A 12,010-nucleotide genomic window follows, 5' to 3' on the forward strand; every position below is an offset into this window, starting at 1 on the left:
AATGCTCCCGGTCGGTGGTTCAGTGGGCGGGGTTGCAGAGGACCCGGTCGAGGACACGGGAGGCGGCGCGGCCGTCGTCGTGCGGGCAGTACCGGGCGGCGAACGCGGCGCGCGCGGCCCGGTACCCGGCGTCGAGCGCGTCCGGCTCGCCGAGGGCGTCCACGACGTCCTGCGCGGTCGCCAGCAGCGGGCCGGGGGCCTCCGCCTCGAAGTCGAAGTAGAAGCCGCGCACGTGGTCGCGGTACCGCTCCAGGTCGTAGGTGAAGAACGCCATCGGGCGGCCGGTGACGGCGAAGTCGAACATGGACGACGAGTAGTCGGTGACGAGAACGTCGCTGATCAGGTACAGCTCGGAGATGTCCGGGTACACCGAGACGTCCAGGACGCAGTCGCCGGGCGTCCACTTCGGGCGGTCCGTCACCAGGTAGTGGGTGCGCAGCAGCAGGACGTGGTCGCGGCCGAGGGCCCGCCGGAAACGCTCCACGTCGAACTCCAGGCGGAACGCGCGCTTGCCGATGGCGAGATGGAAGTCGTCCCGCCAGGTCGGCGCGTACAGGACGACGCGCTTGCCCTTCGGGATGCCGAGCCGGCGCCGGACGGCCGCCGCGATGTCGTCCCGGTGCGCGGAGTTCAGGATGTCGTTGCGCGGATAGCCGCTCTCCAGGACCTCCCCGTCGTACCCGAACGCGCGCCGGAACAGCGGCACGGAGAACGCGTTCTGCGACAGGAGCAGATCCCAATGCTGGACGTCGTGCTCCATCCAGTTGACGCCCTCGGTGCGCTTGAAAGGCATCTCCTTGACGTCGTAGCCCAGTTTCTTCAGCGGCGTGCCGTGCCAGCACTGCACGTACGTCTGGTCCTCACGCTTGACGAACCACGGCTGCTGCGACCAGTTCCCGAAGACGTAACGCGCGCGCGCCAGCGCCTCGTAGTACTCCCGTGTGCCGGACAGGACGACGCGTGCACCCGGGGGCCGCCCGAACTGGCCGTTGGACGTGACCCACACGCACTCGACGTCGGTGCCCCGGCGGCGCAGCTCGTCGTAGATGCCGCGCGGATTGCAGGAGTACTGGCGTCCCCGGTAGGCGTCGAACACGGCGAGCTCGCGCGCGGGCAGGTTCAGGTGGCGGCGGTAGTGCCCGGACCGCATCCGCCGCTGCGCGTACTCGCCGCGCTCGTCCTCGTCGAGCGCCGTCTCCACGCGGAACTGCAGCCGGTCGGTCTTGTACGCGCGGACGGTCACCCGGTGCAGGCCCGTCTCGTGCGGGTCGGGCAGGTCGCGCAGGGCGTGCCGGCGGACGACCACGGCCCGCTCGCCGTCGCCGGTCTCCACGAGGACGTCCCAGCGTCCCGGCACCAGCGGGCGCGACAGGCCCAGCAGCGGCATCCGGGACGGCGCGAACGACGCGGTGAACCGGCCGTCCTCCCAGCGCAGCGGCACCCGGTGCTCCTCGCTCGACCGCCTCCGCCGCAGCAGCAGGGCGCCCGCCCGCCCGGACGGGTCGGGGCACACGCCGTGCAGGGTCACGACGCCGTCGGGCGCCCACGCGACCCGCTCGACCACCGGCACCGGCTCCCGGACGACGATCCGCAGCGCGCTCCGCCGCGTCCGGGCGATCTCCAGCTCGCCGCCCGGCACCCCGAACGCCGCGCCCGCCGCCTGCCGGGTGACGTGCGGCCGGGCGCCCCCCGGCAGCGCGACGTCCCAGTCGCCCGGACGCCCGGCCAGCTCGGCGAGCGGCAGCCGCGCGCGGAACCCGCGGCCGTCCCGGCCGACGTCCAGCACGCCCGTCACCGTCTCCCGGGTGCCCTTCGCGGTCGCGGTGACCCGCACGTCGTCCCCGAACGGCTCGTGGCTCCACCCGTCCAGCACCAGCTCCCCGTCCGCGGCACGGCACCCGGTGATCGCCGCGGGCGTCCGCCGCACCTGGACGACGAACCGGTGCCGGCCCGCGACGCCCTGCACCCGCACGCCGGGCACGCACTCCAGGTCGTCCGGCCACAGCCGCGGCGTCTGGACCGGGTTCCCGAACGTGCGGCGCCGCCGCACCCCCCGGCTGACGATCTCCACGCACGGGATCCAGTCGACGTCGCGCCACCGGCCGAAGATCCGCAGCGCCGACGGCTCGATCTCCGCGACGAACCCGGACCAGTCGTAGGACACCTCCGACTGCCGCGACCGGGCCGTCACGTCCGGGCGGCGCACCCGCCGGACCGGGACCTTCAGCAGCCCGCGCCGGTTCGCGGCGAGCAGCCACAGCCGGATCCGCGAGTCGTCCACGGTCGCGGAGTCCAGGTGCCGGATGAACGCGTGCCCCTCCAGGCGCAGCCGGCCGTCCACCCAGGTCGCGCGGTCGATCGCCGCGACGGGCGTCAGCTCGTCGGTCACGTCGTACAGGTGCGCGGGCAGGCCCCGCTCGTCGTCCTCGAAGAACGGGTACTCGGCGTACCACCGGTGCCGCAGCCCGCGCCGCACCCGCGGCGCGTCGTTGTGCCGGCCGAGCGCGACGAACTGGAGCACCTCCTCCAGCTCCGGCAGCATCCGGTGCGCCAGCAGGTGGAGCTGGAGCCGCGACATCGCCGGGAGCCGCCTCAGCACCTTCGGCGCGATCCGCCCGGCCAGCTCCCCGCCCATCTCGACGAGTTCCGCACGGTGCTCGTCGTCCGTCTTCGGCAGCGCCTCCAGCAGCACCCGCAGCTCGACGTCGATCAGGGCGTGCTCGTCATAGGCGTTCAGGAGCTGCGGCGCGTAGGAGGCGAGACCGTCCCGCAGCGCCCTCGCCGACCGCATCCGCTGGGAGATGTTGTCCCAGTCGTAACGGTCCTCGGTGATGGAGCCCTGCCGCTTGCGCCACAGGTAGACGGTGTCCGGCAGCACGTCGACGGTCTTGGCCAGGGCGTGCGCCCGGACCGTCACGGGCGGATCCTCGTAGAACCCCTCGGGGAACTCCAGGGCGGCGTCGTCCCAGAACCCGCGCCGGTACACCTTGTTCCACGGCGTCCGGTCGCGGATCAGAAGCGGCTGCGCGGACACGTGCGTCGACAGTTTCCGCTCCGCGAACACCCCGGCGTGCAGCACCGACTGCCAGGTGCGTTCCCCGTCCGTCCGCTCGACGTTCCCGCAGGCGAGGTCCGAACCGGTCCGCTCGAGCGCACCGACCAGCCGCATGTACGCGTCCGGCGCGACGACGTCGTCCGCGTCGGCGAACGCGAGGTACTTCCCCTTCGCCTGCCGGACGCCCGCGTTCCGCGCGGGCCCCGGGCCCCCGTGGTCGCGCGCGACCAGCCGGAACCGTCCGTCCCGCTCGCACATCTCCTTGGCGATCACGGCTCCGTTGTCGGTCGACCCGTCGTCCACCATGATCACTTCGAGGTCGCGGAACGACTGCCCGGCCAGCGACTCCAGGCACTCCCGCAGGTATTCCTCGGTGTTGTGGAACGGGACGACGACGCTCAGCTTCGGGGACATGCGGCCTCCAGGTCGGGATGCGCGGGGCAGCCAGCGGGAAACCTCGCCTCACCGAGGATGGTGACGACGTGCGACGAACCGAACACGCATCGCCATCACAAGGCCGTCACCTGACGCAGACTTGACCCGAACCGACCCGTCCTTGACGAACCGGTGACCCTCGACCGGCGATCAGCCGCAGGTCCGGAACCCGGGCGAACCGCCCTCCTGCTCCGCGATCGCCGCCCGCACGCTCTCCGCGAGCGCCGCGAACTCCGCCGCCCGCGGCGACGTCGCGCGATGCCCCAGCCCGATCCGCCGGAACGGCGCCGGTTCCCGGAACCGGTGCAGCGCCAGGTTCGGCGCCCGCCGCGTCTCCACCGGCAGCGCCGTCTCCGGCACCAGCGTCACCCCCAGCCCGCCCGACACGAGCTGGACCAGCGTCGCCAGGCTCGTCGCGTACGTGGCCGCCACGGCCCGCGCCCCGACCTCCCGGCACACGTCCATCGCCTGATCCCGCAGGCAGTGCCCCTCGTTGAGAAGCAGCACATCGAGCTCGCCCAGGACCTCCCTCGCGACACCCTCACTCGGCACCGCGAGATCCTGCGAACCGGGCGCGACCAGCACGAAGTCCTCGTCGTAGAGCGGAACCTCGCGCACCCCCGCCACCGGCGACGGCAGCGCCATCACCACCACGTCGAGCCGCCCCGCCAGCAGCTCCGCCACGAGCTGGTCGGTCTGCTCCTCGTGCACCGACAGCTCGAGCTCGGGAAAGTCCTTCGCCAGCCGCGGCAGCACCACGGGCAGCAGATAGGGCGCGACCGTCGGGATGACCCCCACCCGGAGCGGCCCGACCAGCGGCCCCCGCACCGCCTTGACGTCCTCCACGAGCCGGTCGAGCTCCGCGAGCACGAACTCGGCCCGCCGCGCCACCCGCTCCCCCGCGGGCGTCAGCATCACCTTCCGCGTCGTCCGCTCCACCAGCCGGGTGCCGAGCGTCTCCTCCAACGCGGCCACCGCCCCCGACAGCGCGGGCTGGCTCATCCGCAACGCCGCCGCAGCATCCCGGAAATGCAGATGCTCGGCAAGCGCCAAGAACGCCCTGAGCTGCGCCACCGTAGGCCGACCAACCACCACCCGACGACTTTACCCAACCCCTTGACACGCCCGGGTTCACCCTCCGGGCACACCGTTCAGGGGCGGGGGGACATGCCGGTGAAGAGGGCTTTCAGGACCTGGTCGAGGTAGTCGGGGGTCAGGGGTTCCTGAGTGATCAGGAAGCGGTAGTACAGGGGGCCGGAGAGGAGTTCCATCGCGAGTTCGAGGTCGATGTCTGGGGCGAGCTGGCCGTTCTCCCTGGCGGTCCGCAGGCGGGCGACGGTGTCGGCCGTCTGGGGGTCGATGAAGCGGTGCTTGAGGGCGGCGGCGACCTCGGGGTTGTGCTGCGCCTCCCCGACCAGGTCCTGGTAGAGGGGGCCCCAGGGCGGACGCCCCAGCAGGTTCACGGCCCGTTCCATCTGCTCGCGCAGGTCGGCGACGATGTCGCCGGTGTCGCGGTGGCCCAGGCTGTCCTTGTTGAGGCTGAGAACGGCGTCGAGGAACAGCGAGCCCTTGGAGGACCAGCGGCGGTAGACGGTGTGCTTGCCGACGCCGGCGCGTGCGGCGACCGCCTCGATGCTGAGCTTGCTGTAGCCGCTCTCCAGCGCGAGGTCGAGCGCGGCCCGCATGATCGCCTCGGTGCGGTCGTCGGATCTGGCGGCACGGTGATCGGTCATGCCCGGCACCCTACCGGCACGGCACGTGCCGTGTTGACAATGCCGCGCCGGTGCGCCACGCTGACGATCGCACGGCACGGCCCGTGCCGTTCCACTCGACGCCGTACCGGCGGCCGGCCCTTGCAGAGGAGACCACGATGGTCATGGAGGTGCCCGCGGACACGTTCGCCGCGCCGGACCGGGCCGCGCTGGACCGGGTCCGGGAGGCGGCGGTGCGGCGGGAGCGCGCCCGCATGGCCCGCGAACTGCACGACGTCGTCACCCACCACATTTCCCTGATCGCGGTGCAGGCCGCGGCGGCGCTCGTCGAGGACGGCCTGCCGGACGGGGTCCGGCGGACGCTCGAGTCGGTGCACCGCACGGCGCGCGAGGCGCTCACCGAGACGCGGCTCGTGGTCGGGCGGCTACGCGCCGAGGACGAAGCCGGGATCGACCGGCTGGACGACCTGGTCGGCGCGGCGCGGCGCGGGGGCCTGCCGGTGTCGATGCTCGTCGTCGGGACACCGCGGCGGTTGAGCCGGCGCGCGAGCCTGGCGGCGTACCGGATCGTCCAGGAGGCCCTCGGGAACACCGCCCGGTACGCCCCGGGCGCGCGGGTCGTCGTCGAGGTCCGGTACGGGGCCGATGTCCTCACGGTGTCGGTCGCCGACGAGGGCGCCGCGGGCGCGCCGAACACTCCGGGCGGCGGCGGCAACGGTCTCGTCGGCATGGTCGAGCGGGTCACGGCGCTGGGCGGCGCGATCGAGGCCGGGCCTCGGGACGGGGGCTGGTCGGTCGTCGTGCATCTGCCCTACGACCCCGTTTGAGGACGGTCGGGCGGGGATCGGCGCGAGAAAATCCGCGCGGACGCGAACCAGGCGGCCCCACCGGTACATCGAACGACATGGTGGCCGTGGTCGATCGGGGGACCACGGCCGCCCTCGTCAGACCAGCAGCCCGCCGGTCGCCCGCAGGTTCTGGCCGGTGATCCAGCCGGCGTCGGGCCCCGCGAGGAACGCGACGACGTTCGCGATGTCGTCCGGGCGGCCCAGCCGACCCAGCGCGGTGAACGCCGCGACCCGCTCCGCGGCGCCGGGCGGGTTCGTCTCCCGGAACAGGTCGGTGTCGGTCGTGCCGGGCGACACCGAGTTCACCGTGATGCCGCGCGGGCCGAACTCGCGGGACGCGACGGCCGTGAGCTGCTCCAGCGCCGCCTTGCTCGCCGCGTACAGGGCGTGCCCGGGCGCGGGCAGCACGGTGTTCAGCGTCGACACGTTGACGATCCGGCCCCCGTCCGGCATCAGCGGTTCGGCGCGCCGCATCACCAGCAGCGGGTATTTGGCGTTCACCGTCATCACGCGGTCGAAGTCCGCGCCGGTCGTCTCGGCGATCGGCCGGTGCGGGTTGATCGCCGCGTTGTTGACGACGATGTCGAGCGACTCCCCGACGGGCTCGAACAGCGCGTCGATCGTCCCGGGGTCCTCCTGGTCGGCCCGGACGGCGACCGCCCGCCCGCCGAGCTCGCGCACGAGCTCGTCCGCCGCCGCCTTCCCCTCGCGATAGCCGAACACCACGCGGGCGCCGTCCGCCGCGAGGCGCGTGACGACGGCCCGGCCGATGCCGCGCGATCCGCCGGTGACGAGGGCCGTCCTGTCCGTGAGCGTCATGGTCCGGACGCTATTGCGCGGACGCCCGTCCGTCTTGAACGAACGCGAACAGTTCGGTCGGCGTGAGCCCGCTCATCGCCCGCACGTCCCGGCTGAGGTGCGGCTGGTCGGCGTACCCGCACGCCACGGCCGCCGCCGGGTCGCCGATCACCTGCACGGCGCGCTGGAACCGGCCGATCCGCGCGACCGTCTTCGGCGTCAGCCCGATGTGCCGCCGGAACCCCGCCTGCAGGTGCCGGACGCCGATCCCCAGCTCGCGCGCCGTCCCGCCCACCGTCCCGGCGTGCGCCTGCAGCCGCCACCACGCCCGCAGGACGATCTCGTCCGGACGGGCCGCGGACGGTGCGAGCCACGCCGACAACCGCTCGTCGAGGACGTCGAACCGCGCGTCCCACCCGGGCGCCTCCGCGAGCCGGTCGGCGAGCCGCGACACCCGTGGGCCGAACACCTCGGCGGGCGCGGCGACCGTCCCGACGAGGTCGCGGACCGGGAGGTCGCACAGTGCCGCGACCCCCGCCGGGGTGAGCCCGACCGACACCCCGCGCCGCCAGCCCGCGACGTCCGACACCAGCGGCGTCCCGCGCGGGCCGGTGACCGCCGAGCACGGGCCGTCGAAGTCGATGATCAGGGCGGCGAGGTTGAGCGGCAGCACCCGCCGCCGCAGCCGCCCGGGCGGCGCGGCCGTCCGGAACCCCGAGTACCCGACCACGTACGGACGCAGCGCCGCGTGCGCCGCCCGCACCACGACCTCGCACGGGCCGGTGCAGTCCGCCGACACGGAGTGGACGTGCACCATGCGTCCATGACTACCGCCCGAGGCGGAGCCCAGCCCAGAGCGACCGGGGAGCAAGTTGGATCGCGATCCAGACCAGGAACATGCATCCGAGGAGAAAGCCGGGGACCCAGCTCGGATACGGAAGCCCGCCCATGTACACGTCGATCCCCATCATCCAGCAGAAGACCTGCGGCCAAGTGACCGCGACGATCCCTTCGACGATCACGACGGTCCTCGTCCCTGGCGGGCGTGGCTCGCCGGACGCCGACTCGTCGAAGGACGAACCGTTCACCCCGGCGAACGCGAACATGAGCGAGACGGCGCCGGTCAGCCAGCCGATCACCATGCCGTGGGAGGGAACCAGCAGCTCGTGGAATACAGGATTCTTGAGAATGCTCGCTGCGAGCCCGACATTGATCAGCGCGACGACCCCTAGTACTCGCCTCGGTCGATAGACCATTCTCCACAGCCCGGCTGACAACAGAGTCGACACCACGAGAGTCACCAGGAGAGCGGGCGGAGTGACCAACCCCCATCCCAGGCCCGGCCATCTGGCATCCCAGGGCATCAGCAGGCTGAGGGCAACCGTGATCCACACGCAGACCAGGGCGCCCCGGACGGCGACCGGGTGCCCGCGACCGGTCTCCCGCGCGGGGCCCGGATGCTCTCCCGCAGGCGGGCCGGGAACACGGACACCGCTGGGGATGGTGCGGGGCGTGGCAACGGGCGGAGGGGGTGAGGAGTCGACGCGGGTCGCGGCCTCGCCGGACGGCCGTCCAGTATGGGCAGCCGCCGTGTCGAGTAGTTCGCGGAGCCGGTCGGGGGACGGGCGGTCGGCGGGGTTCTTGTGGAGGAGGCCGTTGACGGCCTCCGCGAGCGGGCCGCCGCATTGCGGTGGTTCGGGGTCCCGGGTGGCGATGGCGACGAACAGGGCACCGTGGGTGGGGGCGGTGAACGGCGGACGGCCCTCCACCGCCGCGTACAGGGTGGCGCCGAGCGACCACAGGTCCGAGGCGGCCGTGGCGGATTCGCCGTCCACCTGCTCCGGCGCCATGTACGCGGGCGTGCCCAGCACCGCACCCGTCCGGGTGAGGGCGGCATCGCCCTCCACCGCCGCGATGCCGAAGTCGGTGAGGACGACGCGCTCCCCCTCTAGCAGGACGTTCGCCGGTTTCACGTCGCGGTGGACGATTCCTTCCGCGTGGGCCGCCGCCAGCGCGTCCAGCATCGCCAGCCCGATCGCCGCGACACGCCGCACGGGCAACGGCCCGTCCTCGGCCAGGACGCGGTCCAGCGACCGGCCACGGACGAGCTCCATCACGATCCACGGACGTCCGTCCTCGCCCCGCACCCGGTCATAGACGGTCACGATCCCCGGATGCCGCAGCCGCGCGGCCGCCCGCGCCTCCCGCTCCATCCGCGCGTACCAAACGGCCCGCTCCGGCTCGGCGACCTGCTCGGGAACCCACAGTTCCTTGACCGCCACCTCCCGATCGAGGTCAGCGTCGTAAGCGCGCCACACCGCGCCCATCCCGCCCCGCCCGATCCGGTCGAGCCGCCGATACCGCCCCGCCAGCACACCCTCGCCATCCCAGCCCACGCCCAGAAACCTAATGCCGCCGGACGCGCCGGAGAAGAGCTTCCCCGCACCTGACAGACACCCATGTCTCTATGCGCCCGTACAGACGCACGGCGGCACTCCCTCGGGACGCGGACGCCTTCCCGCCGCGAATGAACGGCGGATGCGTCCGCAACCGGCGGGTTCCTATTTGGCGGAGGGTGGGATGCCGGGGGCGACGAACGTTCCGACGCCGTGCACGGCGACCGGCAGCCCGCGTTCCTTGAGAACGCGCGAGGCCGCCTCGCTCGTCCGCGTGGACACGCCCGCCTCCTGCACCAGCCCGCGCGCCGATGGGAGGCGAGTACAGGGCGACATTTCACCTGCCCTTATCCGACGTTCCGGCTCGTCCGCAACCGAGAGGTACATCGGTTTCAAGGAGTCCAGGGCCCGGCGGCGGCCCCGGTATCGAGGGCGGCACTGGGCCGGGCCTGACGGCGGGCGAGCGGGCCGGCTCGGCCGCGCGGGGACGGACCAGGGCGATTCAAAACCCGAATGCTAGTAGGTTTTGGGTGCACCGCCCGCTGCCCAGGAGGTTCACGATGACCTTTCGTCCGCTGTCCGTTCGTCCGGCTCGGGCGGGCGATCCCTCCGAGGTCGAGCGGATCTACGAGATCTGCCTGCGCACCGGAGCCCACGGGAGGGACGCGAGCGGGCTGTTCGACGATCCGCGGCTGCTCGGCGACGTCTACGCGGGGCCCTACCTGGCCCACTCCCCCGACCTCGCGTGGGTGCTCGCGCAGGACGAGCGGTCACTGCCGCTCGGCTATTTCCTCGCCGTCGCCGACACCGTGGCGTTCGAGCGCGAACTCGAGGACGCCTGGTGGCCGCGGCTTCGCGCGCGGCGCGCGGGGCGGCCCGTCCGGCCCGGGTCCCTGGACGCCCGGTTGCGCGCCCTCATCGACGCCCCGCCGCGGACGCCCGCGAGCATCACCGACCGCTACCCCGCCCACTTCCACGTGGACCTGCTGCCCGAGGCGCAGGGCGGCGGCAACGGGCGGCGCCTCTGGGCGACGGCCGTGGACGCGCTGCGCGCGCGGGGCGTGCCGGGCGTCCACCTCGGCGTCGCCGCCCGCAACACCAACGCGCTGGGCTTCTACGAGCACCTGGGTTTCGGCCTGCTCGAGGACGGCCCCGAAAGCAAGTTCCTCGGAATGCGCCTGGACGGCTGAGCCCGGACGCCCGCCGGGGACCGTCTGGACGTCCCGGCGCCCCGTCCGCCTCGGCACGGGCCGCCGGACGTCCGCCGATCAAGATCGTCCAGGCGGCGGGACGTCGCGCACGCTCGCCGGGGGGCGGTGCAGGCCGGCCAGGACCGCGGTGAGGGCCGCGCCCGCCTCGGTGCGGGCCCGGACGGGGTCGGGGGCGGCGCCCGCGGCCATGGCGGCCTCGCAGAGGGCGCTGAACAGGAGGCGGGTGAGCATCGGGGTGGGCGCCGGGACGAGTTCGCCCGCGGCGGCGAGGTCGTCGAGGAGGGTCTGGAGGGCGGGGAGGCCCATCTCTTCGTCCAGGCGGCGGCAGCGTTCCGCGCCGAGGGCGGCGGGGGCCTGCTGGAGCAGGGAGCGGTGGGCGGCGTCGGTGACGGTTCCGTCGAGGTAGGCGTCCAGCGCGGCGGTCAGTCGCGGCCAGGGGGCCGGGTGGTTCACGGCGGCGGCCGTCACGTCTCGCACCAGGTGCTCTTGGCGGTCGCGGAACACGGCCTCGAACAGGTGGGCCTTGTCGGCGAAGTGGTAGTAGACCGTTCCCTTGCTGACGCGGGCGGCGCGGGCGACGTCGTCGATGCTGGTCGCCGTGAACCCCTGGTCGGCGAACAGCCGCGCGGCGGCCTGCAGGATCCCGTTCCTGGTGAGTTCCCGGTGCTCCGCTCGCCGGCTCTTGACGGTCATGCCCACCAAGATACAGTTTTCGACCATGAGTCAGTTTTCGACTGCCAGTCAGGAACTCGAGACGAGCAAGGGGACGGTCCGGTGCCGGCGGCACGGCGACGGGCCGGGGCCCGCCGTCGTGTTCCTGCGGGGCTTCCTCGCGCCTCCGGACGCCTGGACGCCGGTGGTCGAGGAGCTCGCCGGACGGCACCGGTGCGTCACCGTCGACTGGCCGTTCGGCGCGCACGGCCGCCCGCTGCGGGCCGGCGCCGACCTCTCCCCGCCCGCCGTGGCCGAGGCGGCCACCGAGGTGCTCGACCTGCTGGACGAGCCCAGCGCGGTGCTGGTCGGCAACGACAGCGGGGGCGTCGTCGCCCGACTGGTCGCGGCGGCGCGCCCGGACCGGCTCGCCGAGCTGGGCGGCGGCTTCCTGGCGGACGTCCGATGACGCCGGGCGAACTCCCCGGGCTCTTCGCCGCCGGGTGGGCGCGGCCGAAGCCCGAAGGGTTCCTCCGCCACTTCCGCCCGCTGATCCACGCCGAGGCGACGTTCGTCCAGCCGATGTTCGCCGACGCCCACGGCATCGCCGAGGTCGAGGGCATGTTCCGGCGGCTGTTCGCGCTCTTCCCCGACATGGGCCTCACCGTCGTCCGGGACGCGGTCCGGGACGACACCGTCTACATCGAGTCGCTGTGCCGCGCGACGCTCGGCCGCGCGCCGGTCGAGTTCGCGGTGTGCGACCGGTTCACCGTCGCCGACGGGACGATCCGGGCACGCCGGTCGTTCTCGGACCCGCTCCCGGTGCTGCTCGCCGGGCTGCGCCGTCCCGCGTGCTGGCCCCGGCTCGTCCGCAGCCGGCTCTGATACCGAACAAGCGTCCGCT

At 73.4% G+C, this 12,010-nt stretch carries 12 protein-coding genes; 4 read left to right on the forward strand and 8 right to left on the reverse strand.

Annotation, left to right across the window (positions count from 1 at the left end; genetic code table 11):
* Positions 1–19: 19 nt before the first annotated feature.
* The 3 genes from ACFQ11_RS16525 to ACFQ11_RS16535 form a co-directional block, all read right to left on the reverse strand.
* Positions 20–3,469, reverse strand: a complete 3,450-nt coding sequence (locus tag ACFQ11_RS16525) for a bifunctional glycosyltransferase/CDP-glycerol:glycerophosphate glycerophosphotransferase (protein WP_378299371.1) — start codon at positions 3,467–3,469, stop codon at positions 20–22.
* Between the two features lie 171 nt (positions 3,470–3,640).
* Positions 3,641–4,585: a LysR substrate-binding domain-containing protein gene (locus ACFQ11_RS16530; RefSeq protein WP_378299373.1), complete on the reverse strand. Its 945-nt coding sequence runs from the start codon at positions 4,583–4,585 to the stop codon at positions 3,641–3,643.
* A gap of 56 nt (positions 4,586–4,641) precedes the next feature.
* Positions 4,642–5,223 (reverse strand): TetR/AcrR family transcriptional regulator, encoded by a 582-nt coding sequence (locus ACFQ11_RS16535; RefSeq protein ID WP_378299375.1) that lies wholly within the window; start codon positions 5,221–5,223, stop codon positions 4,642–4,644.
* A gap of 137 nt (positions 5,224–5,360) precedes the next feature.
* Between ACFQ11_RS16535 and ACFQ11_RS16540 the strand changes: the two genes are divergently transcribed.
* Positions 5,361–6,029 (forward strand): sensor histidine kinase, encoded by a 669-nt coding sequence (locus ACFQ11_RS16540; RefSeq protein ID WP_378299377.1) that lies wholly within the window; start codon positions 5,361–5,363, stop codon positions 6,027–6,029.
* Positions 6,030–6,146: 117 nt separating this feature from the next.
* Here the strand turns inward: ACFQ11_RS16540 and ACFQ11_RS16545 are convergent, their stop codons facing one another.
* The 4 genes from ACFQ11_RS16545 to ACFQ11_RS16560 all read right to left on the reverse strand — a co-directional run bounded on the left by ACFQ11_RS16545 (position 6,147) and on the right by ACFQ11_RS16560 (position 9,631).
* Positions 6,147–6,869: an SDR family oxidoreductase gene (locus tag ACFQ11_RS16545; protein ID WP_378299379.1), complete on the reverse strand. Its 723-nt coding sequence runs from the start codon at positions 6,867–6,869 to the stop codon at positions 6,147–6,149.
* Positions 6,870–6,879: 10 nt separating this feature from the next.
* Positions 6,880–7,665, reverse strand: a complete 786-nt coding sequence (locus tag ACFQ11_RS16550; RefSeq protein WP_378299381.1) for an AraC family transcriptional regulator — start codon at positions 7,663–7,665, stop codon at positions 6,880–6,882.
* A gap of 10 nt (positions 7,666–7,675) precedes the next feature.
* Entirely contained in the window at positions 7,676–9,244 is a 1,569-nt protein-coding gene (locus tag ACFQ11_RS16555) for a serine/threonine-protein kinase (RefSeq protein ID WP_378299383.1), read from the reverse strand.
* 165 nt (positions 9,245–9,409) lie between these two features.
* Positions 9,410–9,631 (reverse strand): GntR family transcriptional regulator, encoded by a 222-nt coding sequence (locus ACFQ11_RS16560; RefSeq protein ID WP_378299459.1) that lies wholly within the window; start codon positions 9,629–9,631, stop codon positions 9,410–9,412.
* 173 nt (positions 9,632–9,804) lie between these two features.
* On the opposite strand from ACFQ11_RS16560, the gene ACFQ11_RS16565 reads away from it, so the two are divergent.
* A complete protein-coding gene (locus tag ACFQ11_RS16565) occupies positions 9,805–10,434 on the forward strand; it encodes a GNAT family N-acetyltransferase (protein ID WP_378299386.1) in 630 nt (209 codons plus the stop codon).
* 78 nt (positions 10,435–10,512) lie between these two features.
* Here ACFQ11_RS16565 and ACFQ11_RS16570 read toward each other — a convergent pair whose 3' ends face one another.
* Positions 10,513–11,148 (reverse strand): TetR/AcrR family transcriptional regulator, encoded by a 636-nt coding sequence (locus ACFQ11_RS16570; protein ID WP_378299387.1) that lies wholly within the window; start codon positions 11,146–11,148, stop codon positions 10,513–10,515.
* 25 nt (positions 11,149–11,173) lie between these two features.
* Here ACFQ11_RS16570 and ACFQ11_RS16575 point away from each other — a divergent pair, with 25 nt between their 5' ends.
* On the forward strand, positions 11,174–11,575 hold the full coding sequence (locus ACFQ11_RS16575) for an alpha/beta fold hydrolase (protein ID WP_378299388.1): 402 nt from the start codon (positions 11,174–11,176) through the stop codon (positions 11,573–11,575).
* Complete coding sequence (locus ACFQ11_RS16580; protein WP_378299389.1) at positions 11,572–11,991, forward strand: nuclear transport factor 2 family protein; 420 nt, start codon at positions 11,572–11,574, stop codon at positions 11,989–11,991. The genes ACFQ11_RS16575 and ACFQ11_RS16580 overlap by 4 nt, the downstream gene beginning before the upstream one ends.
* Positions 11,992–12,010: the final 19 nt, after the last annotated feature.

It is taken from the genome of Actinomadura sediminis, from assembly GCF_042675525.1.
GTDB lineage: Bacteria > Actinomycetota > Actinomycetes > Streptosporangiales > Streptosporangiaceae > Spirillospora > Spirillospora sediminis.